Annotated in this window: 26 protein-coding genes; 1 reads left to right on the top strand and 25 read right to left on the bottom strand. The window is 68.7% G+C overall.

Annotated elements, in window-relative coordinates:
* Nucleotides 1–2: 2 nt before the first annotated feature.
* The 18 genes from QP165_RS10955 to QP165_RS10870 all read right to left on the bottom strand — a co-directional run bounded on the left by QP165_RS10955 (nt 3) and on the right by QP165_RS10870 (nt 15,945).
* A complete protein-coding gene (locus QP165_RS10955; protein ID WP_056018200.1) occupies nt 3–395 on the bottom strand; it encodes a flagellar export chaperone FliS in 393 nt (130 codons plus the stop codon).
* Entirely contained in the window at nt 395–1,903 is a 1,509-nt protein-coding gene (fliD, locus tag QP165_RS10950; protein WP_333995699.1) for a flagellar filament capping protein FliD, read from the bottom strand. The genes QP165_RS10955 and fliD overlap by 1 nt, the downstream gene beginning before the upstream one ends.
* Nucleotides 1,904–2,120: 217 nt before the next feature.
* The gene (gene flhB / locus QP165_RS10945) at nt 2,121–3,260 is read right to left on the bottom strand and encodes a flagellar type III secretion system protein FlhB (protein ID WP_333995697.1); all 1,140 of its coding nucleotides are present in this window, start codon (nt 3,258–3,260) and stop codon (nt 2,121–2,123) included.
* Nucleotides 3,260–4,033 carry a flagellar biosynthetic protein FliR gene (gene fliR, locus QP165_RS10940; RefSeq protein ID WP_333995695.1) on the bottom strand — a complete coding sequence of 258 codons (774 nt, stop codon included), beginning with the start codon at nt 4,031–4,033 and terminating at the stop codon, nt 3,260–3,262. The genes flhB and fliR overlap by 1 nt, the downstream gene beginning before the upstream one ends.
* 4 nt (nt 4,034–4,037) lie before the next feature.
* Complete coding sequence (gene fliQ / locus QP165_RS10935; RefSeq protein WP_056018190.1) at nt 4,038–4,307, bottom strand: flagellar biosynthesis protein FliQ; 270 nt, start codon at nt 4,305–4,307, stop codon at nt 4,038–4,040.
* Between the two features lie 4 nt (nt 4,308–4,311).
* The gene (gene fliP / locus QP165_RS10930; protein WP_333995692.1) at nt 4,312–5,187 is read right to left on the bottom strand and encodes a flagellar type III secretion system pore protein FliP; all 876 of its coding nucleotides are present in this window, start codon (nt 5,185–5,187) and stop codon (nt 4,312–4,314) included.
* Nucleotides 5,184–5,438 carry a flagellar biosynthetic protein FliO gene (locus tag QP165_RS10925; protein WP_031394023.1) on the bottom strand — a complete coding sequence of 85 codons (255 nt, stop codon included), beginning with the start codon at nt 5,436–5,438 and terminating at the stop codon, nt 5,184–5,186. The genes fliP and QP165_RS10925 overlap by 4 nt, the downstream gene beginning before the upstream one ends.
* Nucleotides 5,439–5,442: 4 nt before the next feature.
* Nucleotides 5,443–5,745, bottom strand: coding sequence for a flagellar motor switch protein FliN (gene fliN / locus QP165_RS10920; protein WP_056018186.1), 303 nt, complete (start codon nt 5,743–5,745; stop codon nt 5,443–5,445).
* On the bottom strand, nt 5,742–6,689 hold the full coding sequence (locus QP165_RS10915) for a flagellar motor switch protein FliM (protein ID WP_056018184.1): 948 nt from the start codon (nt 6,687–6,689) through the stop codon (nt 5,742–5,744). The genes fliN and QP165_RS10915 overlap by 4 nt, the downstream gene beginning before the upstream one ends.
* Nucleotides 6,690–6,692: 3 nt before the next feature.
* Nucleotides 6,693–7,340, bottom strand: a complete 648-nt coding sequence (locus QP165_RS10910) for a flagellar basal body-associated FliL family protein (RefSeq protein ID WP_333995688.1) — start codon at nt 7,338–7,340, stop codon at nt 6,693–6,695.
* A gap of 17 nt (nt 7,341–7,357) precedes the next feature.
* Complete coding sequence (locus tag QP165_RS10905; protein WP_333995686.1) at nt 7,358–9,034, bottom strand: flagellar hook-length control protein FliK; 1,677 nt, start codon at nt 9,032–9,034, stop codon at nt 7,358–7,360.
* 34 nt (nt 9,035–9,068) lie between these two features.
* Complete coding sequence (locus QP165_RS10900) at nt 9,069–9,377, bottom strand: hypothetical protein (protein WP_333995685.1); 309 nt, start codon at nt 9,375–9,377, stop codon at nt 9,069–9,071.
* Nucleotides 9,378–9,487: 110 nt separating this feature from the next.
* Nucleotides 9,488–10,816 (bottom strand): FliI/YscN family ATPase, encoded by a 1,329-nt coding sequence (locus QP165_RS10895; RefSeq protein WP_333995683.1) that lies wholly within the window; start codon nt 10,814–10,816, stop codon nt 9,488–9,490.
* Complete coding sequence (locus QP165_RS10890) at nt 10,810–11,583, bottom strand: FliH/SctL family protein (protein WP_333995681.1); 774 nt, start codon at nt 11,581–11,583, stop codon at nt 10,810–10,812. The genes QP165_RS10895 and QP165_RS10890 overlap by 7 nt, the downstream gene beginning before the upstream one ends.
* Nucleotides 11,576–12,580, bottom strand: coding sequence for a flagellar motor switch protein FliG (gene fliG, locus QP165_RS10885; RefSeq protein ID WP_056018172.1), 1,005 nt, complete (start codon nt 12,578–12,580; stop codon nt 11,576–11,578). The genes QP165_RS10890 and fliG overlap by 8 nt, the downstream gene beginning before the upstream one ends.
* Nucleotides 12,580–14,277, bottom strand: a complete 1,698-nt coding sequence (gene fliF, locus QP165_RS10880) for a flagellar basal-body MS-ring/collar protein FliF (protein ID WP_333995679.1) — start codon at nt 14,275–14,277, stop codon at nt 12,580–12,582. Before fliF ends, fliG begins: the two co-directional genes overlap by 1 nt.
* 4 nt (nt 14,278–14,281) lie before the next feature.
* Entirely contained in the window at nt 14,282–14,644 is a 363-nt protein-coding gene (fliE, locus tag QP165_RS10875) for a flagellar hook-basal body complex protein FliE (RefSeq protein WP_056018168.1), read from the bottom strand.
* Nucleotides 14,641–15,945 (bottom strand): sigma-54 interaction domain-containing protein, encoded by a 1,305-nt coding sequence (locus QP165_RS10870; protein ID WP_333995676.1) that lies wholly within the window; start codon nt 15,943–15,945, stop codon nt 14,641–14,643. Before QP165_RS10870 ends, fliE begins: the two co-directional genes overlap by 4 nt.
* Before the next feature lie 242 nt (nt 15,946–16,187).
* Here QP165_RS10870 and QP165_RS10865 point away from each other — a divergent pair, with 242 nt between their 5' ends.
* Entirely contained in the window at nt 16,188–17,216 is a 1,029-nt protein-coding gene (locus QP165_RS10865) for a flagellin N-terminal helical domain-containing protein (RefSeq protein ID WP_333995674.1), read from the top strand.
* A gap of 593 nt (nt 17,217–17,809) precedes the next feature.
* Here the strand turns inward: QP165_RS10865 and QP165_RS10860 are convergent.
* The 7 genes from QP165_RS10860 to QP165_RS10830 form a co-directional block, all read right to left on the bottom strand.
* Nucleotides 17,810–18,589, bottom strand: a complete 780-nt coding sequence (locus tag QP165_RS10860) for a FliA/WhiG family RNA polymerase sigma factor (protein ID WP_333995672.1) — start codon at nt 18,587–18,589, stop codon at nt 17,810–17,812.
* The gene (gene flhA, locus QP165_RS10855) at nt 18,586–20,646 is read right to left on the bottom strand and encodes a flagellar biosynthesis protein FlhA (protein ID WP_056018161.1); all 2,061 of its coding nucleotides are present in this window, start codon (nt 20,644–20,646) and stop codon (nt 18,586–18,588) included. Before flhA ends, QP165_RS10860 begins: the two co-directional genes overlap by 4 nt.
* Nucleotides 20,647–21,588: 942 nt before the next feature.
* Nucleotides 21,589–21,906: a flagellar protein FlgN gene (locus QP165_RS10850; RefSeq protein ID WP_056018157.1), complete on the bottom strand. Its 318-nt coding sequence runs from the start codon at nt 21,904–21,906 to the stop codon at nt 21,589–21,591.
* Nucleotides 21,893–22,234, bottom strand: a complete 342-nt coding sequence (flgM, locus tag QP165_RS10845) for a flagellar biosynthesis anti-sigma factor FlgM (RefSeq protein ID WP_333995669.1) — start codon at nt 22,232–22,234, stop codon at nt 21,893–21,895. The genes QP165_RS10850 and flgM overlap by 14 nt, the downstream gene beginning before the upstream one ends.
* A 66-nt stretch (nt 22,235–22,300) precedes the next feature.
* Nucleotides 22,301–22,828: a flagella basal body P-ring formation protein FlgA gene (locus QP165_RS10840; protein WP_443019369.1), complete on the bottom strand. Its 528-nt coding sequence runs from the start codon at nt 22,826–22,828 to the stop codon at nt 22,301–22,303.
* On the bottom strand, nt 22,828–23,397 hold the full coding sequence (locus QP165_RS10835) for a hypothetical protein (RefSeq protein ID WP_333997003.1): 570 nt from the start codon (nt 23,395–23,397) through the stop codon (nt 22,828–22,830). Before QP165_RS10835 ends, QP165_RS10840 begins: the two co-directional genes overlap by 1 nt.
* On the bottom strand, nt 23,397–24,047 hold the full coding sequence (locus tag QP165_RS10830) for a motility protein A (protein WP_333995667.1): 651 nt from the start codon (nt 24,045–24,047) through the stop codon (nt 23,397–23,399). Before QP165_RS10830 ends, QP165_RS10835 begins: the two co-directional genes overlap by 1 nt.
* Between the last annotated feature and the right edge of the window lie 285 nt (nt 24,048–24,332).

Below are 24,332 nucleotides of genomic sequence, written 5' to 3'. Positions count from 1 at the left end.
GGTCAGGCGGCGCTGGCGGTCCGCCAGGCCTGCGCGATCTCGTCGAGCGTGTCCGCGGTCGTGCGGAAGACCGTGCCGTCCTGTCCGAGCGAGGCATCGACGATCGTCCTGCGCGCCCCGGCATAGAGCCGCGCGAGCGTCTCCGACACAGCGCCGCCGCGTTCGAAGTCGAGCCCCGCCTCGAGCGCGAACAGGATCGCGGTCGCGCGCGTCACACGGTCGCTCTTGGTCGCATATTGGCGGTTGTCGGATGCCCAGGCAGCCGCGCGCAGGGCCGCGACGAGTTCCTTGTAGAGCAGCTGGACCAACCCCGGTCCGTCGGTCGTCGTACGGCCGACCGCGTCGATCTGGCGATAGGTGGCGAATGGATCGCGCGTGAGGGTCGTCGCGTACATCACGAGTCGCTCTTGTTCCACGCCGCGATCTGGTTGGTGAGGAAGGTCTGGATCGACTTGTACGACGAGACGCGCGAATTCATGCTCGAGAATTGCTGCGTCAGGCGGGTCGTCATCGCATCCGACTGATCCGCGATCTTGGCCTTGGCATCGAGGATCGCGCTCTGGGCCGCGGTGTAGCGCGTCTGCGAGGCGCCGAGCCCCGTCGTCGTGCTGGTCGCGGCGGCGGCGAACGATGCGAGCACCGCGCCAAGCCCCGCCTTGCCGTCTGCCGAACCGTTCAGCATCGTCTCGATCGCGCCCGCATTGGTCAGCAACGCGCTCGACAGCGCCGCCGAGTCGAGCCGGAGCGTGCCGTCGCGGTTGGTCGCAACGCCGATCTGGGCGAGCGTCGTCGGCGCGCCCGCGGACGCGCCGGTCGACAACGGCGTCAGCGTCAGCGTCTTGAGCGATCGCAGCAGCGACTGCGCGGCGGTGTCGCCGCGAAGGACGCCGGTCATCGGGTTGGTCTGTTCGGTCAGCGTCGACAGCACCTCGTTATACGTTTCGACGATGTCCGACATCGCCTGCGACAACGCCGCGGTCGGGGTCGTGCTGCCGAGCGTGACGGGTTTGTCCGAGACGGTGTTGAGCTGGAGCTTCACGCCGGGGACGAGGTTGTTGATCGTGTTGCTCGCGCGCTCGACGGCGATCCCGTCGACGGTCAGCCTGGCATTCTGCGCGGTCGCGGTGACGCTGGTGTTATTTGCGTCGGGACCGACGTTGAAGTCCGCGAGCTTGCTGCTCTTATCGGTCGCCTCAAGCGTGAACGCCTGTGACGCACCTGTCGCGCCCTTCATCGACAAATAGGCGCTGCCGTCCGAGTCGGTCACGACGGAGGCGGTGATGCCTGCGCCCTGCGCGTTGATCGCGGCGGCAATCCCGTCGAGGCTCGCATCGGTGACGCTGAACGTTACGGGCGTGCCGCTGCCCGCCGTAAAGCCGGTCATCGCCGTGCCCGCGGCGTCGTAGGTCGCGGCGCCGAAGGTCAACGTGAAGCTTCCGGATCCGATCACAGCGGTCCGATCGGTAATGGGCGCGGTCGTGCGGATCGTCTGCGCGCCGGCGAGCTGGTTGACCGAGATCGTCGACGACAGCCCGGCGACCTTGGCGCCGGCCAGCGCGCTCACGCCGAGCGCGGCGTTCGAACTGGTCGGCTGGCTGGTGAGCGTGCCGCCCTTGACCAGCGCCGAATAGGCCGATGCGAATCCCGAGATCGCGCTTTTGAGCGCACTCAGGCCCGAAATCTGCGTGGTGATGGTGTTCGACTTGGCGGTCAGCTGCGCGGTCTTGGCCGCGAACTGCGCCTCGACCAGCGAGGGGACCAGGCTGGCGGTGTCGATCCCCGAGCCGGCGTTGAGCGAGGTCAGCAGCGACTGCGCCGCGTTCTTCGTCACGCTCGCCGCGGTCGGCGTCGGCGTTACCGCCGGGGTCGGCGTCGCGGTGCTGCTCGTCGTCGAAATGGCCATGCCGGTAATCCTTGCACCCGTAATTCTCGCGCGCTCGAAAGAGGTAACGACCGCGGCCGCCGGATCTTTAGACCCTTTTCATAAAATCCTCCCCCGCCAGGGGGAGGTGGCGCCGAAGGCGACGGAGGGGGAGGACACGCAACCGGCGTCATCCCTTACCTCCCCCTCCGTCAGGCAAGCGCCTGCCACCTCCCCCTTGCGGGGGAGGATTGGTGGGTCAGGCCTGCTTCACACCGTTTTCGTCGAAGCGCGCGTCGACCGGCACGGTGATCGCGGGCTGCGGCATCGGCGTGCCGCCTGCCGCGGCGTTCAGCCCGAACACGAACGCGAGGACGGTCGCGATCGCCATGTACAGGTCGTCGCGAACCTCCTGGTTCTCCTTGCTCGTGTAATAGACCGCACGCGCGAGCAGCGGATATTCGAGCACGGGTACGCGGCTTTCCACGGCGAGTTCGCGGATCGCCAGCGCGGTCGCGCCGCGGCCCTTGGCGACGACGACGGGCACCTGGTCCTTGCCGCGATCATAACGCAGCGCGACCGCGAAATGCGTCGGGTTGGTCAGGATGACATGCGCCTCGCCGACCGCCTTGCGCATGTTGCCGCTCGCCATCGCGCGCATCTTCGCCCGCTGCTGGCCCTTGGCCTCGGGATTGCCCTCGCTCTCCTTGTGCTCGTCCTTCACCTCCTGTTTCGACATGCGCATCTTGCCGAGGCGGCGGATGATCTGGATCGGCACGTCGATCCCGGCGATCGCGACGAGCCCGAACGCCATCGCGATCAGGATCGACGAGAAGGTCCCGCCGAGCGTCGTCAGCGCCTGGTTGAGATCGGCGGACGAGGCGAGCCCCATCGTCGTGTGCGACGCCTGCCACAGCATCCAGCCGCCGATCGTGCCGAGCAAGCCGACCTTGAGCAGCGACTTGCCGAGTTCGATCCAGCCGGTCGGGCCGAAGATCCGCTTGAGTCCGGAGGCGGGGTTGATGCGCGTGAACTTGGGCGCGAGCAGCTTGCCGTTGAAGCCGAGCGAGCCGAGCCCCGCCTGGCTGAGCACCGCGGCGACGAGGCTGACCACGAACAGCGTGACGAGCGAGGGCGCAAGCTTCCACCCCGCCTCCTGCAGCGGGCGCCAGGGGGAGAAGTCCTCGACGTCTGCCCGCCCGAACTGGAAGCTCGACGCCATCACCGCCTTGCACGCGGCGATCAGCGAGGGGCCGGCATAGATCAGCCAGGCGACGCCCGCGAGCATGCTGAGCGCGGTGGCGAAGTCGCGCGATCGGAGGATGTCGCCCTTCTCGACCGCATCCTTCTTGCGCTTTTCGGTCGGGCTTTCTGTCTTTTCGCCGAATTCGTCTGCCATCAGCCGAGCACCAGGCTCTGCGTGGCTTCGAGGCCTTCGCGGATGATGACGACCATATAGTCGCCCATCGCCGGGAAGCCGATCGCGAGCGCGACGACGCCGACCGCGAGGCTCGCGGGCAGGCCGACCGAGAACAGGTTGAGCGCAGGTGCTGCGCGGCTGATCATGCCGACGACGATGTTGAGGCACAGCAGCAGGAAGCCGACCGGCAGCGCGAGCAGCAGCCCGGCGAGAAACGCATAGCCGCCGAAGAACGCGATGCCGCGCAACCGATCGACGCCGAGCCACGCGGCGCCGGGGGGCATCACGTCATAGCTTTTGACGAGCATCTCGACGAGCACGAGGTGGCCGTCCATCGACAGGAACAGCAAGGTCAGCATGATCGAGAAGAACTGGCCGAGCGCGGGGCTCGACCGACCGTTCTGCGGATCGACCGACGAGGCGAAACCGAGGCCCATCGACCCGCCGATGATCTCGGCGGCGATCACCGGCGCGGCAAACGCGATCTGCAGCACGAAGCCGAGCGCGAGCCCGACCAGCGCCTCGGCCGCGACCGCGAGCACGGTCGACGTCGCGAAGATCTGCGCGGGTGGCTGGATCGGGTGCGTGGCGAGCACGAGGAAGCCGATCGCGCCCGACAGCGTGACGCGCACCGTGACGGGCACCGACACGTTGCCGAACACCGGCGCGGCGATGAACGTCGCGCCGATCCGCACCATCACGAAGATCAGCGCCCAGAGCTGCGGCTCGATCGAGAGGCCGAAGCCCAGCATCCGCTTATTTCACCAGATCGGGAATGCGTTCGAAGATGCTGACGGTGAAGTCGCTCAGCAGCCCGAGGATGAGGCTGCCGAAGATCATGATCGACACCGCAACGACGATCAGCTTGGGGACGAACGACAGCGTCTGCTCGTTGATCGACGTCGCCGCCTGGATCATGCCGAGGATCAGCCCCGCGAGCAGCGCCGGGATCAGGATCGGCGCGCTGGCGAGCGCGAGCACCCACATCGTCTGGTTGGCGATGGTCAGGAAATATTGCGCGTCCACCGGGTCAGGTCGCGAACGAGTTGGCGAGGCTGCCCATCGTCAGCGCCCAGCCGTCGACGAGCACGAACAGCAGCAGCTTGAACGGCATCGAGATGATCGTCGGCGACAGCATCGCCATGCCGAGCGACATCAGCACGGTCGCGACGACGAGATCGATGACGATGAACGGCAGGAAGATCAGGAAGCCGATCTGGAACGCGGTCTTGAGCTCGCTGGTGACGAAGGCCGGCAGCAGGACCGAGAAGGGGATGTCGCGCGGCGACGCATAGGGGCCCGACTTCGCCATCTCGGCGAACATCGTGACGTCCTTGATCCGCGTCTGCTTGACCATGAACGCGTGGAGCGGGACGCCTGCGGTCGTGATCATCTGCGTCCCCGCGAGCTGGCCCGCGGCATAGGGCTGGATCGCGGTCGTGTTGATCTGGGTGATCGTCGGCGCCATGATGAAGAAGCTGAGGAACAGCGACAGGCCGAGCAGCACCTGGTTGGGCGGCGTCTGCTGCAGCCCGAGCGCCTGGCGCAGGATCGCCAGCACGATGATGATCCGCGTGAAGCTGGTCATCATCAGCAGGATGCCCGGCAGGACCGTGAGCAGCCCCATGATGATGAGGACCTGCAGCGACAGCGACAGCGAGCCGCTCTGCCCGGTGTTGCCCGCCGCCTGTCCGCCGAGCTGGCCGAGCGCGCGGTCGACCGCGTCGCCGACCGCGGGGCTGGCGGGGGCGGGGACCGCCTGCGCGAAGGCGGGCATGGCGAGGAACAGCGCGACCAGCAGCGCGAGGCCGACCCACAGCCACGCGACGCCACGCGACCGCGTCCTTGCCTGCAACGGCGTGAACAGCGCCGGGCCCGACCCCTTGCGCGTGACGGTCAGGCTCATGCGTCGACCTTGTCGATCAGGTGCACGCCGCCGCGGCCGACCGAGACGAGCAGCCGGCGGCCCTCGAAATCGATCACCGCGAGCCGAAGGCCCGGCGAGATCATCATCGTTTCCTTGACGCCGATCAGCCGCGACGTCGGCTTGCCGGGCATCCGGCTCTCGAACTTGCGCCACAAGAGCAGGCAGCCGACCATCAGCCCGCAGACGAGCGGCAGGAGGATGACGAGTTTCAGGATATAGGACCAGAGCATCGGATCAGCCGCGCGCCGCGAGCGACTTGTCGGGGTTGACCAGCTCGGTCATCCGCACGCCGAAGCGTTCGCCGACGGTGACGACTTCGCCACGCCCGATCAGCGTGCCGTTGACGAACACGTCGAGCAGCTCGTTGGCCTGGCGATCGAGCTCGATCACGCTGCTCTCGCTCAGCGCGAGCAGTTCGCGCAGCGTCAGGCTGGTCGAGCCGATCTCGACGGTCAGCTTCACATCGACGTCCTGCAGCAGCCTGAAATTGGCGGCCACGGCGGCGTCGACCGGAAAAGTACCGGCCATGTCGGTCATGCTGCGAATCCTTCGTCGATACGGGTAATGGAGGTGAGCTGGATGGCCGCGAAGCCGTTGGACGTGCCGACCGTGCCGCAGCCGAGCCGGTCGTTGCCGACCATCACGGGAACGTCGCCCGAGATTGTGATCGGGATCACGTCGCCGGGTTTGAGGTCCATCAGCATCTGGAGCGACACGACGGGCTCGGCGAGCACCGAGCGGATCGGAAAGCGGATGTTCATCGCCGCGCGCGTCAGTTCGTTGCGCCAGGCAGGATCGGGCTCGGCGGTCTTGCCCAGCACCTTGGTGGTGAGCGACGGCGCGTGCGGCTTGAGCGCGGTGACCGGATAGACGAGGTCGAGGAACACGGGCTTGCCCGCCCCCGCCGCGATCCCGAAGCGCGTGACGATCATCGCGTCCTCGCCATCGAGATCGGCGATCATCGCGGGGTTCGTCTCGACGCGCATCGGCGTGAAGTCGAACCGCGCCATCGGCTCCCAGGCGGTCTTGAGCGGAGTCGCGATCATCTGGCCGATACGCGCGATCATCGCCTCGCCCGCGGGCGAGAACTCCGCGGGCAACACGGGCGCGACCGACCCGGTGCCACCGAAGAACAGGTCGAGCAGTTCGAGCACGAACCGGCCGTCCATCACGCACAGCGCCTGCGCGGCGCCCGGGGTCATCACCAGCGGCAGCCAGGCGACCAGTCCCTCTGCGCGTTCGGCGCGGTAATCGGCAAAGCGCTGCACGACGAGCGGTTCGGCCCAGCTGCGGACTTCCTGACGCAACAGCGGCTCGAACACGCCGCGGATCGCGCGCGCGAACCGCGCCGACAGGTGCTGGAGCGTGTGCAGGTCGCCGAACGGGTTGAGCTTGGTCGACCCCAGCACACCGTGATGCGCGACCTCGGGTCGATCCCGCTCGCGCCGCTCGCGCTTCGTTGGTGGTGGGGCGTTAACCATGAGTCACTGAACAACAAAACTGGTAAAGTAAACGTTACCGATCCCTCCGAATCCTTCCTTCTGCGTGAGCGTGTCGTTGATCGATTTGGCCAGCTGCTTCTGCAGACGGCGTTTGCCGTCGGCGGTGAAGACCTGTTCCTCGGTCGCCTCGCCGAGCGTCATCAGGATCGCCGAACGCACCGCGATCTCGTTGGTCTTGAGGTGCTCGATGACAGTCTTGTCGTACGGCGTCGACACCGCGACGCCGACCTGGACGAAATGCGACGAGTCCTGGAGGTTGGAGGTGAATTCCTTCTCCATCGCGAAGTAGGTCGAGGCATAGCGATCGCCGCCGCCGCCCTTGGGCGTGGCCATGCCGTGATCGTCGGCCGGGGCCTCGTCCTCGCCGCCGCCATGACCGCCGCCTTCGCCCTCGCCCTCGGCGGACGCGGGCTTCTGCTCGCTTTTCGGAACCAGCTTGGGCTTGCCGTCGTCGACCGCAGCGCCGTGCCCGCCACCGATCAGCCCGGCGCTGGACGCATAGACGCCCGCGCCGACGCCGCCGCCGACGAGCACCAGCAGCGCGACGCCACCGATCAGCATCTTGCCCAGCTTGCCCTTCTTCTTGCCCTTCGCGTCGGCCGCGGCGGGGGTGTCAGTCGTGTCGCTCATCAGCGGGGTCCTTCAGTTCACGCGAGTCGTGTGTCGGTGGAATCGATGTCGGCGCCGCCATCGGCGCGCGGCCGCCGCGCGGGCGCGGAAGGCTGCTGCGGCTGCGGCTGCGGGGTCGCGGCGCGCTGCTGGTGCTGACCGGTGCCCGCGCCGGTCTCGACGGCGCCGTGCGAAAGCTTCAGCCCGCGCGCGTCCGCGAGTTCGGCGAGTCGCGGCTGCGCATCCTGCAACAGGGTCCGCGTCGCGGCCTGCTCGGCGGTGAAGTGGACGTGGAGCGTGTCGCCGTCCTTGCGCACCGACACATCGATCGCGCCCAGCGCATCGGGGATCAGCCGGATCCGCGTATCGGTCGCATTCGCCGCATCGCGCAGCACCTCGATCCGCTCGATCATCGCGGTCGGCCAACGCTCGTGGCGCATGTCGAGCGGCGCCTGCGGATCGGCATGCGCGATCGACGCGATCGCGGGCGTTGCCACCGGTGCGGCGAGGGGGCCGATCGCTGGCGTATCCGCCGGCTCGTCGCGACCATGCGCCGCCGCCTGGATCGCCACGCCGAACACATGCGCCGCCGATGCGACGGTGCCGGGTTGGGGCTGTACGGCCAGCGTAAGAGGCGGCTGCGCGACGATGAACCTCGACGGGGCCGTGTCCTGTGTCGACCATCGCGGCGGAAGGTCGGGGGCGGGCGCCGCTTGCAGTGGAGCGCCGCCAACATCGATGCGCGATTCGACGAGACCATGGAGGTGCGCGAAGCCGTATCGCTCCGGTGTCCCCGCTGGTGTCGAGGTGGGCAGGGGCGAGGGGACCGCGTTCGAGGTCGCCGTCGGGATGACGGCATCGGGCGGCCGGGTGTCGCCCATCGGGGACTGCGCAATGCTTGGGTCGCGGTTCGCAAGCGAAACAGGTGCAGCAATGGCCACAGAGGCGCCAGCCACCGCGCCCGGGATGTTGCCCGGTCCGTCGCCGGCGCGCGGCATCGCGTCATTGTCCGCGACCGCGACCGGGACCGGGATAAGGACCGCGGGGACCAGCGGAACCGCCGGGATGGCCTCTTGCGTGGCGAGCGGCGGCGCGGGTGTCCCGGCGTCGTCCGCGTCCTCCGTCTCTGCCGGCACGTCCGGGCGGTCGTCGCCTGGCACGCTGAGCCGTGCAGCCCGACGTGGAAGCATCGCCTGCCCGGTCGGAGTCGGCGCCGGGCTCGCGGGGGGCTGTGGGGCGGGACGTGGAGTCAGCAGCGCATCGCTTGCGTCGTCGACTGCCGACGGCTCCTGGGGCAGGAGATCCGGAGCGGATAGCGATCTCGCACGTAGCCCCGCAGGCAGCGGCGTTACAGGCAGCGGCGTTGCGACGATGATAGCGGCTGTCGGGGACGTGACGCCGATCGGTGCGATCGCGGCGTGTTCAGGCATCATCGGCAGCGTGTGCGTCTCGACCACCGGCCCCGCAACCGGCAAGGCCTTGCCGGTTACGGCGGCGGGCTGCCGGATGACGTCATCGATCACCGGTGAAGCGATTGTACTGCTCGGGACGGGGCTGCTCGGGGCGGCAATGTCGGGAATGGCGGTGTCCACCGTTCCCGACCCCAGCAACGTCGCAAGCGTCCCGCCGAAATCGCCCGCGCCATCGCTGCCCGCCGTGCGTGGCGTGGCGGCGGGGGTGATGCTCGGCAGGGATACTAGCGCGGGCTGGATCATGCGGTCTCTCGGATGCGGACGTCTCGCACCGTGCTCAGCAAGGATCGTGCCGGATCTTTCGGACCGAGGGCGCGTCTTCGAGCGCGCGGAGTTCGCGGAGCGCGGCATCGGCCTGCGCGCGGACGATGAGCTTTTCGACCGCGCTCTGGTCGCGCTTGGCGGACCGCGTCGCGTCGCTCGCGCGCTCGACCTGATATTCGGCGGAGCGGACGCGTTCGATCGCCGCATCGGCGGATTGCTGGAGGCGTTCGCGGTAGTGCGCCGACGCACCGAGCGAAACCGCGACCGCGACCTCGGGGGTGGGGGCGACCGCGGCGGCGAGGCTCGAGATGCGCGCGGACAAAGCGGATCTCGCTCGCGAACTTGTCGTGCGCGCGCGCCTCGTCCGCGCGGATCAGCCCGAGCTGGAGCGTCCGGACGCGGTGGATCCGGGCGAGCGTCTTCGCGCGCGCATCAGCCATTGCCGAACACGCCAATCAGCTCGGCGACGGCATCGTCGAGCGACACCTTTTCGTCCGAATCCTGGCGGATATATTCCATGATCGCGCCGTGACATGCGATCGCATTGTCGATCGCCGGGTCGGCGCCCGCGCGATAGGCGCCCATCAGCACGAGGTCGCGATTCTCCTCGTAGGTCGCCAGATTGCGGCGCAGCACGCGCGCGGCGCGGACATGCGCGGCGTCGGCGATGTCGGTCATCACGCGGCTGACCGAGGGGCCGATGTCGATCGCGGGATAGACGCCGCGCTCGGCGAGCTGGCGGCTCAGCACGATATGCCCGTCGAGGATCGAGCGCGCCGAATCGACGACCGGGTCGTTGCCGTCGTCGCCGTCCGCGAGCACGGTGTAGATCGCGGTGATCGACCCGCCGGTGTGGACGTCGACGCCCGCACGCTCGATCAGGTTGGGCAGCATCGCGATCGCCGACGGCGGATAGCCGCGCGCGGAAGCGGGCTCGCCGAGCGCGAGGCCGATCTCGCGGCCGGCATGCGCGACGCGGGTCAGCGAATCCATGATCAGCAGGACCTGCTTGCCCTCGGCGCGAAAGCCTTCCGCGATCGCGGTGGCGCGCAGTGCGCCGCGGATGCGCAGCACGGGCGAGTGATTGGCGGGCACCGCGACGACGACCGAGCGCGCGCGCGCGGCGCCGGCGACCTTCGTCTCGAGAAAGTCGGCGACTTCGCGGCTGCGCTCGCCGATCAGGCCGATGACGATCACGTCGGCCTGCGCGGCGCGGACGATCATGCCGAGCAGCACCGACTTGCCGACGCCCGAGCCCGCCATGATGCCGACGCGCTGGCCCTGGCCGATCGTCAGCAGCCCGTTGATCGCGCGCACGCCGACATCCATCGGCGTGCGCACGCGGCCGCGGTCGAGCGGCGATTGCAGCTTGCCCGCGATCGGCCAGCGTCCGGCGCCGCGGATCGGGCCGAGCCCGTCGATCGGCTTGCCCGCGCCGTCGACGACGCGACCGAGCAGCGCCGCGCCGACCTCGGCCTCGCCCGGCGCACCGATCGGCTTGACCGGCGCGCGCGGCAGCAGTGCGGCGGGGCCGCCGAGGTTCATCAACAGCGTGCGGCCGTTGCGAAAGCCGATCACCTCGGCCTCGACGCTGGCGGATCCCTCGCCCACCGTGCACACCGTCCCGACCGGAAGCGTCAGGCCGACCGCTTCCATCAACAGCCCGTCGAACGAGGCGAGCCGGCCCGAGACCTTTGGTGCGGCGACGAAATCGGCGTTGCCGAGCGTTTCGAGATAGTCGGCAGTAAAGCGGTTCAGCACTCAGGCGGCCTTTTGGGAACGGCGACGCGGTCAATCGCGCTGGCCAGCTGGTCGAGCCACATGGCGGGGCCGTCCTCGACGATCGTCGACGCGCTTTCGAGCACGAAACTGCCGCGCGCGACGCTCGCATCGCCCGCCGCAAAGATCGACTTGGGGAGCTTGCCGTCGATCAGCGCGACATCCTCGGGATTGACGCGCAGCAACGCCGCTTCGGCCGAATCGGCGAGAAGATCGGTCGCGGCCTCGATCCGGCCGGCGAGCAGGTCGGGCGCGATGCCGATCTCGCCGACCAGCTTGCCGACGAGCAACAGCACGGTCTGGCGCAACTGCATCGCGACGCGATCGCGGTCGACCCGGTCGGTGTTGAGCGCGGCGGCGAGGCCGGCGAGCAGCGCCTGGTCGCGCGCGGCATTGCCCTGCGTCACGGCCGCGGCGGCGGCGAGACCCTCGGCATAGCCCGCGGCATGCGCCGCCGCGAGCGGATCGAGAAAGCTCTCGGTCTCGCTGGCCGGATCGAGCGGATCCCAGCCCTCGGTCGGGTTGCTGTCCTTGTCGGCCGGGCTGAAATGCTTCGGGCCGGTGGGGGTGGGCACAGGTGCGGACGGGGTGGCGGCCTGTGGCGCGAAACCGCTCGCGCGGCGCGGCGAGGGCGCGGCGCGGTCGCGGATGTCGGCGGGGGCGAACCCCATCGGCGGCGCAAACGCGCTCGCGAGCAGCTGTGCCGCATTGTCATGACGGGCGGCAAAGCCGGCGACGAAACTAGACATAGTCGTCCTCGCCTCCACCCATCATGATCGTGCCGTCCTTGGCGAGCCCGCGCGCGATCGCGATCATCGCCTTCTGCGCCTCGAGCACCTCGGCGAGCTTCATCGGCCCGCGTGCCTCCATCTCGTCGCGGATGCCGTCGGCGGCGCGCGCCGACATGCAGCCGAGGAAACGGTTGCGCACCGCCTCGTCGACGCCCTTGAGCGACTTGGTCAGGATCTCGCCATCGACGTTGCGGATCAGCGTGCCCAGATTCTTGTCGTCGAGCTCGAGCAGATTGTCGAACACGAACATCGCCTCCTCGATCGCCTTGGCGACGTCGCGGTCGATCTTGAACAATTTGGGCATGACGCGCTGTTCGGTCGCCTTGCGTGCGCCCGACAGGATCTTCGCCGCCTCGCGCGTGCCGCCCAGCGTCACGCCCTGGCCGCTCGACCCGGTGCCGGTGCGGTTGGCGAGCAGCGTGCGCAGCGTGTCGACCGCCTCGGGGGTAATCGGCCCGAGCCGCGCGATGCGGTGGAGGATGTCGGGCTGGACCGCGTCGGGCATCAGCTCGAGCACCTGGCCGCCGACCGACGCATCGAGATTGGCGATCAGCACCGCGGCGATCTGCGGGTGTTCCTTCTCGATCATCGCCGCGATCTCGCTCGCGTCGAGCCAGTCGAGCAGTTCGAGTTCGCACGCCGCCTCGGCCGGCGTGATCCGCGCGAGCACGCTCTCGGCCTTTTCGGGGCCGAGCGCGCGGTTCATCACCGCCTCGATCTTGGGGCGCGGGTCGAACCCGATCGCGGTGCGCTCGCGCGCGCGGTCGACGAAATCGTCGAGCACGGTCTCGACCTCCTGCTCGGACACGTCGGCGACCTTGAACATCGCCGCGCCGAGCTGACGGACCTCCTCGGGCTCGAGCTTCTGGAGGATCGCCGCGGCTTCCTCCTCGCCGACGAGCATCATCAACACGGCGGCGCGCTCGACGCCGGTATAGGTGCGCAGGGCCTCCATCAGCGTGCGTCCGCCTTGATCATGTCGCGAACGGCGAGCGCGGCGCGCGTCGGGTTGTCGCGCGTGAAGCCGCGTACCGCGCCGATCCGCTGGTCATAGCCGCGCGTGCTCTCGAGCTGGTCGAGGCTGACCGGCGCGGCGACGACCGGACCGCCCAGCCCCTCGGCGGCCTCGCCGTCGGCGCCCTCGATCGCCTGGCCGAAGGCGGGACGCGGGGCGGCATCCTCGCGCTTCTTCATCAACGCCTTGGCGATCGGCCGTACGCCGAGCAGCAGGACGAGCAGCGCGATGACGATCGCGGTCCCGTTGCGCGCCAGCACCGGCAGCCAGGCATTGTCGTACCAGGCGGGGCCGGCATCCGCCGTGGCATCCGCGCCGGCGAACTTGCGGCTGATCACGGTGACGTTGTCGTTGCGGCCCTGGTCGAAGCCGACCGCGCTCTTCACGAGATCGGTGATCTGGTTGATCTCCATCGCGGTGCGGCGCGTCTTGTCGGGATCGCGCAGCAGCACCGCAACCGACAGGCGCTTCACGCTGCCCGGCGTCGCGCGCGTCACCGACACCTCGCGACCCAGGTCATAGGCGCGCTGATACTGGTCGGACTGCTTCATCGCGTCGGGCGCGGGGCCCCCGGCGACGGGCTGCGGCGTGCCGGGATTGCCGGTCGCGGGCTGTGGCTGCTGCAGCGTGCTGGCGGGGGGCGGCGTGTTGCTCAGCGCACCCGGGATCCCGCCCGGCGTCGCGGCGCCGTCCTTCTGGTTGCCCGTCCAGTTGCCCGTCTCGGCGCGCAGGACGCCCTGCTTGTCATAGCTTTCGCGCGTCGCCTGCGTCTCGTCGAGATTGACGTCGGCCTGGACCTCGGCGGTGAAGTTGCCCGCGCCGACCAGCGGGGTGAGCAACTGGGTCAGCTGCGCGCGATATTTGTCCTCGACGCGGCGCTGGATCTCGATCCGCTTGTCGCCTGCCGCACCGACGCCGTCGCTGCCGTCGGGCTTCGTAAGCAGTGCGCCCATCTGGTCGACGATCGTCACCGAATCGGGCTTCATGCCGGGCACCGACGAGGCGACGAGGTTGATGATCGAGGCGACCTGCGCGTCGCTCAGCGACCGGCCGCCCTGCAGCTTGAGGATCACCGACGCCGAGGGCGCGGCATTGTCGCGGACGAACACCGACGCTTCGGGCGTGGCGAGATGGACGCGTGCCTCGGCGACCGCGTCGATCTCCTGGATCGAGCGTGCGAGTTCGGATCTGCGCGCCTGGCGCAGCCGCTCGCCCTCGACCGCGCGGCTGACGCCCATCGGCAGCTGGTCGAGGATCGCGTACCCACCGGGTGCCGCCTTAGGCAGGCCCTGACCCGCGAGCAGCATCCGGGCGCGCGAATAATCCTCCTCGGCGACCGTCAGCGAACCCGTCGAATCGTCGATCCGGCTCTTGATGTTCGCGGTCGACAGCGCGGACGAGACCGCGGCCTTGTCGGCGTCGGGCAGGTTGGTGAACAGCGTCTTCTGCGTCGGCGACGACAGCGTCATCCACGCGAGCGCGGCGGCGGCGATCAGGCCGATCATCAGCACCATCGGCAGCGAGCGGCGCACGGCCGGTTGCGCAAACGCGGTCTTGATCTGGTTGAGCGGGTTGGCGAACTTCTCGGGAAGACCCGAGCCATTGGCCGGCGAAGCGGGGATGAGGGCAGTGCTCATATCATTACACCGGCATGCTCATGATGTCCTTGTAGGCGGACAGGAGTTTGTTGCGGACCTGAAGCGTCGCCTCGAACCCGACCGAGGCCTGCTGACGCGCGAGCATCACTTTGGCGATGTCGACGGTCTCGCCGCGCTCATAGCTTTCGCTGAGCTTGGCGGCCTGCGTCTGGCCCTCGTTCACGCTCTTCAGCGCGGTTTCCATCGTGTCGCCGAAGCTGACGGGTTTGGCCTCGGTCGGCGCGACGGTCGGGCCGGTCTGGCTGGCACGCGCGAGCGCCTGGTTGCGCTCGAGGATCTGCGAGCGCAGCGCCATGACGCGGTCGACGCTCATCGCGCCGCCACCGATCCCGCTGACGCCGCTCATGCCGACATCACGCGGGCGAAGTCCTCACCCTGTTCGCGCGCCTTGGCGAGGCGGTAGCGCAGCGTGCGCTCCGAGATGCCGAGGCGGCGCGCGGTCTCGATCCGGCTGCCGCCGCACGCCTTCAGTGTCTCGCGGATCGCGGCGAACTCGCTCATCTGGACGATGTTGCCGAGCGTATCGGTCGGCGTGTCGATGGGCGTGTCGGCGGAGACCGCAACCGGCAGCGCGACCGGGGCGGTGCGCGGCGCGAAGGTCATCGTGACGGGACGGTCGAACAGGATGTGGCTCGCCTCGATCGTGTCGCCGCCGCAGAACAGCAGCGCGCGCTGGATCACATTCTCGAGCTCGCGGACATTGCCCGGCCAGTCGTGCAGCATCAGCTGCTCGATCGCCTCGCGCGAGGGCCAGGGAATGACGTTGCGGTTGCCGGCGTGGCGCAGGATCATCGTCGCGGCGAGCGCGGGGATATCCTGCGGCCGCTCGGCGAGCGACTTGGTCGACAGCGGGAAGACCGCGAGCCGGTAATAGAGATCGGCGCGGAACCGGCCGGCGGCGACTTCGCCCTGCAGATCGCGGTTGGCGCACGCGACGACGCGGACGTCGATCGGCTGCGGCACGGTCGCGCCGAGCGGCACGACCTCGCGCTCCTGCAGCACGCGGAGCAGCTTGGCCTGGAGCGTCAGCGGCATCTCGGCGATCTCGTCGAGCAGGATCGTGCCGCCGTTCGCGGCGCGGAAAAAGCCTTCGCCGCCCGACGACGCGCCGGTGAACGCGCCCTTCTGATGTCCGAACAGCATCGCCTCGAGCATCGACTCGGGGAGGGCGGCGCAGTTGATCGCGATGAACGGGCCATCCTTGCGCGGCGAGCCATTGTGGATCGCGCGGGCGAGCACTTCCTTGCCGGTGCCGGTCGGGCCGTTGATCAGCACGGTGATGTCGGCGGCGGCGACGCGCTCGGCAAGCGCGAGCAGCGCGAGCGATTCGGGGTCGGCGGCGGTCGGCATGTCGGGCCCGCCGATCAGCGCGCGGGCAAAGCCGTTGCCGACCGCGGTGTCCTCGGGGGCGAAGCTGATCCGCGCGGGCGTACCGTTGCGCGACGGGGTGACGTGGCGGCCTTCGGAGCCGATCACCACGGTGCGCGCGGGGTAGGCGACCGCCTCGCCCTCGGCGACCAGGAACAGGTCGTTCGCACCCGGCTGGGCGGTTTCGAGCGATCCGATCCCGAAGCCCTGCGCGCGCAGCGACGAGACCAGCGCGTATTTGCGCGCCGTGACGGCGGCAGATGGAAAGATCGAACGCATGAAGTCCCCCTGTGACGATTCGGGGAATGCGGCCTTGCTGGTAAATTCCCGGTTAAATCGTGCCGCATCGCGGCAAACTATTTCCGGGCGCGTTCGCGCGCGCGTGTACGGGAGCGCGCCACGCCGGTGCGCGAGGCGCAGATTTTTTCCTAAAGCCCGGCGCGGGGCGGCCGTTACCCATCCTGACGGCTCGGTCCTTCGCCATGGGGGCGGCGGGATAGCCGGCGTGAAGGAGATCTATCATGACTGTTATCGGGACCAACATCTCGTCGATGCGTGCCGCCAGTGCCTCGACCAGCGCGAACAGCGCGCTGTCGACCGCAATGGAGCGCCTGTCGACTGGCAAGCGCATCAACTCGGCGAAGGACGACGCAGCTGGCCTCGCGATTGCCACGTCGATGACGTCGCAGATTAAGGGGATGAACCAGGCCATTCGTAATTCGAATGATGGGATCGCGCTTGCCCAGACCGCAGACGGGGCGCTCGGCGAGGCAAGCAACATTCTGCAGCGGATGCGCGAGCTTGCTGTGCAGTCTGCATCAGGCACTTACAAGGATGCCGATCGTCTTAATATGCAGACCGAAGTCACTGAGCTTCAGAAGCAGCTTGTGAGCATTTCGGGAACGACCTTTAATGGCGTCGATCTTTTCAGCAAGACTGCGAATAAAGATATCAACGTTCAGACGGGATCAAAGTCTACGGATCAGGTCAATCTGACTATCAGCAAAATGGATCTTTCTGCTGTAAGTGGCACCACAACGGCGGCGGCTACTGACGCTGGCCTAACGTCGCCGCTTACCGCAGCGGATTCCCGAGTGGGTACTCGTTATGTCATTACGGCCGAAGATGTTGCGTTTGAAGGCACGGCGGGCGGAGCCGCTGTAACCAATGCGGACATTGGCAAGGAAGTGACCTTGGAAGAAAACGACGAGCTCTATGTGGCAGCAACGCCTGCAGGCGTTTCGGGCGGCATTAACGTCGGAACCGACACGGGCGCGACGGGGGCACTGACGCTGATCGACAACGCCCTTGCAGCGGTCAACACGACCCGTGCGTCGCTCGGTGCAGGGCAGAGCCGTCTGGAGTCCGTCGTCAACAACCTGACCACCAACGTGACCAACCTGTCGGACGCCAAGAGCCGCATCGAGGACGCCGATTTCTCGGCCGAAACGCAGGCGCTCGCCAAGGCGCAGATCCTGAGCCAGGCGTCGACCGCGATGCTCGCGCAGGCGAACCAGAGCCAGCAGGGCGTGCTGAAGCTGCTTCAGTAATCCGATCCCGGCGCCGGCACCGCCCCCCATGTGGGTGTCGGCGCCAGTCGGACCGTCCCGGCAACGGGATGCGCAGACCCCGGTGGCTTTTGGCCACCGGGGTTTTTGTGCGTCGGGGCGAGGGGCGGGCGGGGCATTTGTCTGTAGTCGCTTATCCGCCGCCGTCTTTCCGTGGCTACCTATTCATGACTACCTATCCGTCCTCGTCATCCTGACGAAAGTCAGGACCCAGGATTACACGCGGTGCCGGTCTTGGCTCTGGGTCCTGACTTTCGTCAGGATGACGGACGGTTTTCGGGGTAGCCGGCTCGGCGCACGCGAAACGCTCGCCGATGCAGACCGCCGGGCGCCCCGCCGAATACCGGGGGCAACGTCGGGGCGACCGTGGGCCGGGATAGCGATGGCTCTGCGATCCGTTCGTCGCCCCGGGCACGGTGCAATAGCCCGGCCTTGGTCAGGATGAGGATGAGGATGAGGGTCAGGATGACGACGGGGAGCGGTCGCTCGACCCGTCAAGTCTCACAATACAGCGAAGGAACCGGTGCGGGCTTCGGCCCTGCCGATACAGATACGGGGCCGCCGATTGCCGTGGCTCAGACTTTCCGCGCCAGCGCGCGTTTCAGTTTGGCGTGCGCGGACGCCTTGATCTGGCAGACGCGCGCGGCGCCGATGTCGAAGACCGCGCCGATCTCCTCGAGGTTCATTTCCTCGACATAATAAAGCTGGATCACCTGCGCCTCGCGTTCGGGCAGCGCGGTGATCGCGGCGATCAGCGCGTCGCGCAGGTCGCTGTCGGCGAGCTGTTCGAACGCGTCGGGCGTATCGTCGGCGAACCACGGCATGTCGTCGGCATAGACCTCGTCGATCGAATCGAACCGGATCGCGTCCGCGGTCACATAGTCGCTGCGCAGCTTGTCGATGCTGACGCCGATATGCTGGGCGATCATGTTTTCTCCCGGGGCCTTGCCCGTCTGGGCGGTGAGCGTGGAAATGGCGTCGGCATAGTGCCGGCGGCGGCGCATCGCACCGCGCGTCGTCGTCGCCTGGCGCCGCAGTTCGTCGATCATCGCGCCGCGCAGGCGGGTCGCGACATAGGCCTTGAAGGGCGTGCCGCGCTCCTCGAAGCCGGCCGCCGCCTCGACCAGCGCGACGAGCCCGACCTGCACCAGATCCTCGACCTCGACGATGCTGCTCATGCTGCCATGCACGTGCCACGCGATCCGGCGGACCATCGCGAGATGCTGTTTGACGAGCTGGTCGGGGTCGCCGCCGGGGCGTTGCTGGGGACGATAGGTGAGGGGCCCCGCCGGGATTTCGCCCGCGCGCGCGGGGCGGGCGTTGTCGAACGCGGCTTTCATCGGTTCGGCGCTCATGCGGCCAGCGCCTGCTGCGGTGCGCCGATGACCGCGACGACCTCGACCGCCTTGTCCTCGGGCACTTCGAAGAACGACATGACCGGGGTATCGGGCAGGCAGGTGCGGACCAGCTTGCGGATCGCGAGGCGGATCGCGGGCTGGACGACCAGCGCGAACGGCTTGGCCTCGGCGATCAGCGGCTGCGCGGCGCTCTGCAGCGCCTCGACGATGCGGCGGCCGAGATCGGGTTCGATGACGTGGCGGCGCGACTGGTCGGCGCGCATCGCCTGGCCGAGCAGCCCTTCGAGATGCCCCTCGAGCGTCATCACGCGGAGCGGCTCGCGCATCCCGCACAGCTTCTGGATGATCAGCGCGCCGAGACGCGGGCGGATCAGTTCGATGATCTCCTCGGCATCCTGGCTGCGCTGGGCTGCGACCGCGATCGCGGCGGCGATGCTGCGGAATTCCTTGAGCGGGATGTTCTCGGCGAGCAGGCCCTTGAGGACCTGCGTCAGCGTGGTGATCGGGATCGGCGCGAGCGCGGTGACGAGCTGTGTCGCGCGCTCCTTCAGGCCGTCGAGCAACGCCTGGACCTCGTCGGGGCCGAGCAGCTCGGACGCGTTCTGGCCGAGCATGTGGTTGAGATGCGTCGCGACCACGGTGCCGGGATCGACGACGAGATAGCCCGCGCCGGTCGCCGCGTCGGCGTCCGCGGTCGAGATCCAGGTCGCGTCGAGCCCGAAGGTCGGATCCTTGGTGGTCTTGCCGATCAGCGAACCGAACGCCTGGCCGGTGTCGAGCGCGAGCATGTCGTCGGGCGACACGGTGTCCTCGCCGACGACGACGCCGTTGACGATGATGCGGTAGACATAGGGCGCAAGGTTGATGTCGTCGCGGACGCGGACCTGCGGGATGACGAAGCCCAACTCCTTCGACAGCTGGCGGCGGACGCCGGTGATGCGCCCCATCAGCGGCGACCCGCGGCGGTCGTCGACCAGCGGGACCAGGCCGTAGCCGATGTCGAGATTGACCTGCATGCCGTCGGTGACCTCGTCCCAGCCGATCTTCGACTGGTCGATCGCCTCGACGGGGGCGATGACGACGGGGGCGGGGCGGCGCTCGATCTGACGCAGCTTCCAGGCCGCGAACCCGGCGATCGCCGCGGCGGGCAGGATCACCATGTGCGGCATCCCGGGCAGGACGCCGAGCAGCGCGAGGATCACCGCGACGGGCGTCCAGGTGCGCGGGGATCCGAACTGGCCGCCGATCTGGCCGGCGAGATCCTTGTCCGAGGTGACGCGCGTGACGATCGACGCGGCGGCGATCGACAGCATCAGCGAGGGCAGCTGTGCGACAAGCGCGTCGCCGATCGCGAGCAGGATGTAGTTGTGCGCGGCATCGGCGATCGTCATGCCGTGGCTGACGGGCCCGAGGATCAGACCGCCGATGATGTTGGCGGCGAGGATCAGCATGGCCGCGACCGCGTCGCCCTTCACGAACTTCGACGAGCCGTCCATCGAGCCGTAGAAATCGGCCTCGGTGGACACCTCGATGCGGCGGGCCTTCGCCTCGTCGGGGGTGATGAGGCCGGCGTTAAGATCGGCGTCTATCGCCATCTGCTTGCCGGGGAGTGCATCGAGCGTGAAGCGCGCGCTGACTTCGGAGACGCGGCCGGCGCCCTTGGTGACGACGATCATGTTGATGATCATCAGGATCGCGAAGACGAAGATGCCGACGACGTAATCGCCACCGATCAGGAACGTCCCGAACGCCTCGATCACGTGACCCGCGGCGCTCTCGCCCTCATGGCCGTGGACGAGCACGATACGCGTCGAGGCGACGTTGAGGCCGAGGCGGAACAGCGTCGCGAACAGCAGCACGGTCGGGAAGGCGGAGAAGTCGAGCGGCTTCTGCGCGTTCAGGGCGACCATCAGCACCGCGAGGCTGATCGCGATGTTCGCGACGAAGAAGATGTCGAGCATGAACGCCGGGATCGGCACGACCATGACGAGCACGAGCATCAGGATCGCGAGCGGCAGGACCGACGCGCGCGCGTTGGAGAGCAGGCGGTTCATGGGTTCAGCCCCCATCTTTGCGAGCATCAGATAGGCGAGCCGCGCGGTGTCGGGCGTCGGGCGGAGCAGGCTCGCCGAAGTCTGGCCCGCATTGAAGCTCGCATTCCGGGTGCCGAACCGGCCCATCGTCGACGTCGCCCAGGCGAGCGCGTCCTCGGCGCTTTCGTTGTTGCCCGTGACGACCGTGCTGCCGTCCATGTCGAGCGCCTGCGCGGCGAACCGGACCGAGCCGGTCGTCGCCGAACCGGTCGCGCCTGCGGCGGCGCTGCCGAGCTTGTCGGCGAAACGCGCATAGATCTGCGACAGCGAGCGCGGGTTGCCGTTGGGTTCGTAGAAGACGCCGCGATTGGCGCGCGCGGCGGAGGGGAACAGCGCGGCGCCGGTCGCATCCGGATTGGACTGCATCGTCGTCAGGAACTTCGACGCGCCGCCGAGCCCCAGGAAATGCGCCATGTAGAGGTCGGTGCCGGTCGCCGCGCGGCCGAGCTTGCCCTCGAGCGCGTCCTTGTTGTCCGACGCATGCTCGGCCGCCATCATCGAGGCGGCGGCGGGATCGTTGCGCAGCGCGAGGATCGCCTGGCGCGTGCCGGCATCCGCGACGCCGAGATGCCCGCCCGACGACTGACCGATGCTGTCCGCCGCCCAGCCGAGACCATGCTCGGCGCCGTGCTTCTTGACGACCGCGAGCCAGCTCTGTTCGATGAACTGGTACAGGCCCGACGCGCTCGACGTGCCGGCCTTGGCATTGGCGTTAAGCCCGCTTTCGAGCTTCGCCTGGCCGAGCAGATAGCCAAAATCCACGCCCGTCTTGCTGCTCGCAAGCGCGATCGCGGACTGGATCCGGCCGGTAGTGATAGGATTGACGGTCATCCCGCGTGTAATGTCCCTGTTTCAGGACGTTACTCAGCAAGGGGCGTGCCAGTTCGCGCACGACCGTCGAGATCAGGCGTAGGCGGCACCCATGCGCGGGCGATAGCCGGCAATGCCGCCCTCGCCGGTCAAGGTTTGCAGGCGGCGGCGAACATTTGCCGCCATCAGGTTGGTATAGATGCGGCAGGTCTCGTTGAGGCGGTTCGCCTCATCCGCGAGCTCGCGCAGCTCGGGGCCGGCGGGACCGGTCCCCAGTGTCGCCACCGCACTGATGCCGTCGAGCTTGGCCGCGGTCGCGCGCTCGAGCGCGCTGACGTCGTTCGATTTGAGCGCGGCGATCTCTGCGTGCAGCGCGTCGATCACGCGGACGAGTGCGTCACGCCTTGTCATGCGGGGCCCATTCCAGTTTGAAGGCGAGAAGACGGTCGGCGATGGTCGCGGGCAGGATCGGGAAGGTGCCGTTGGCGACCGCCTTCTTGACCGCGGCGACGCGCGCCTCGTTGATCGGTGCGGCGGCGGCCATCGTCTGCGCGAGCGCGATCGACGAGGTGGCGGAGGGCTTGGCGTCGACCTGCCGGGCCGCGGGCTGTGCCCCGATCTGCGCCCCGATCTGCGCCGACGTCTGCACGCCAGTCTGCACGGCTGGCATCGTCGCGGCGATCCGCGCGACGCTGCGCTCTCCGCCCGTTAACGGCTTCGCACCGATCGATTCCACCATGTCTGCACCCTCTGGTTCTTGCTGACAGAGGAGGAAACGGCCGGATGCGCAAAAGCTTTAACAAAATTAATTCGCCCAGCCCGGGAGCGTCGCGCGGCCGCTCGCGACCGCGATCGCCTGGACGGGGGTGCGCGTGTCGTCGACCTTGACCATGAAGCGCGCGCCGGGCGCGGCATCGGCCATCGCGACCCCCTCGCGGCTGATCGAGAAGCCCTCGGTGCCGGCCTCGATCACGATCGGATCGCCGCGACGGATGACGGGCGGCGCCTTGGCGACGAACGCGACGCTCGATCCGCCGGCGGGTGCGGCCCCCGGCTGCGGCGCGGGGGCATTTGCCGGCCGGATGACGGGGACGAAAATGCGCCACGCGGGTCCGGCACAGGCGACGACGACCGCATCATGCGCCTCGGTCCGCCACGACATCGACACGGTCGGGCATGTCGCGAGCCGCAAGCGCGAATCGACCGACGTCCGTGCACCGCCCTCGGCACCGGTGGGGCGGCCGGTAAAGGCCGAGACCGAGCGATCGAGCGCGGCGATATCCTGGAAGCCGGCGGACGGTGCGCCGGCAGCGATCATCAACAAGGCGAGCATCATGAGGGGGTCCTTGGCGGTTCGCCGACAAAGGCTTGGGTTACGATGGCGGCGCGGCGGCCGGTGGTCGGCGACGTCGCGAGCGTCACGCGTCCGGGGGCGACCTGCGCGATCGCGGCGGCGACGGCGCGCGCACGGTCGGAGGCGAGGATCGCCGCGCTGCGCGTGACGGGGTCGACATCGCCGGGCGTGCCGTCGACCGAACCGGTCACGGTCAACTGGACGCGTGGATCGCGGACCGCGTCGCTCGCCCATCCCGCCAGCGCTGCGGGCGATGTCGGCAGAGCCGCCGAGCCGACCGCGAAGTCGAGCATGCCGGCCGCCGCAACGGGCAGGGCCGCGGGCGCCGCTGGAAATCGCGGTCGCGCGATCTCGGCCGTTGCGGTGGCGGGCGCGCCGAACCCCTCGCGTAACCCGGCCGCGAGCGCGCGCGGCGCGAGGGGGCGATCCCCTGCGGTCTGCGTCGCCTGGAGCAGCACGAAGAATCCGACCAGCAGCAGCGCGAGGTCAGCGAGCGTGATCAGCCAGAGCGGCCGCCCCGGCTGGCGGTCGGGATATTCGCCGACCATCACGCGACACTCATCAGCGGCGCGCGCGGCGCCTCGCGCGCGGCGAGCGCGACCAGCGGCGCCTCGATCCGTGCGCGTTCGAACGCCTCGTTGCGTCCCTGTGCGCGCAGACGGTTGGCGATCGGCATGAAGACGAGGTTGGCGAGCAACGCACCATAAAGTGTCGCAAGCAGCGCGATCGCCATCGCGCCGCCGATCGCGGTCGGATCGCTCATCGTCGCGAACATCCGCGCGAGCCCGATCAGCGTGCCGACCATGCCCATCGCCGGCGCGACCTCGGCGGCGCCGGCCCAGACCTCGGCGGCGGCGACGTGGCGCTCGATCCGCGCATGACGGCGATGCTGGAGCAGCGTCGCCATGTCGCTGGACGTCGCGCCGTCGACGATCGCCGCGATGCCGGCGGCGATGTCGGGATCGGCGATGACCGTGCGGTCGAGCGCCATCGCGCCGTGGCGCTGCGCGATACGGCCGAGCGCCGCGATCTGCTGGAGCAGCGCGTCGCCCTCGAGCCGGGCGCGACCGAGCGTCTTCAACGCCGCGAGCGCACGGACGAGGTCGCGCAGCGGTGTCCGCAAGGCGACCGCGAGGATCGTGCCACCGCCGACGATGGCGATCGCGGCTGGGTCGATCAGATGGGCAAGCGTGTTCATGTCCCGCGAATCTCTGCAAGGCCCGGGCCAGTTCGCGTGCGCCCAGTTCACGTGCGCCATGACACGGGACGATAGTGCGTCTTCCTCGCGATCTGCGCGCAGCGCGCCGCTCGGACGAATGGCTGCCGGCATGCTTGCCGCTACTGCTTCCGGGGCGGCAAGGCGTTGCCGGTGCGATTGCCGCACGATTGCCGCCGGGCGGCAGGGCGGCATCATCCGGTCGGCGCGAGTGAACTGGCACGGGCATTGCTTTGGAACGCTTGCGCAATTCAGCGCGGGAGTTCG

Origin of the sequence: Sphingomonas sp. 22R3R2A-7, assembly GCF_036856055.1 — a bacterium.
Lineage (GTDB): Bacteria > Pseudomonadota > Alphaproteobacteria > Sphingomonadales > Sphingomonadaceae > Sphingomonas.
The sequence above is the reverse complement of the archived record's forward strand: the minus strand, read 5'-3'. Positions and strand labels throughout refer to the sequence as shown.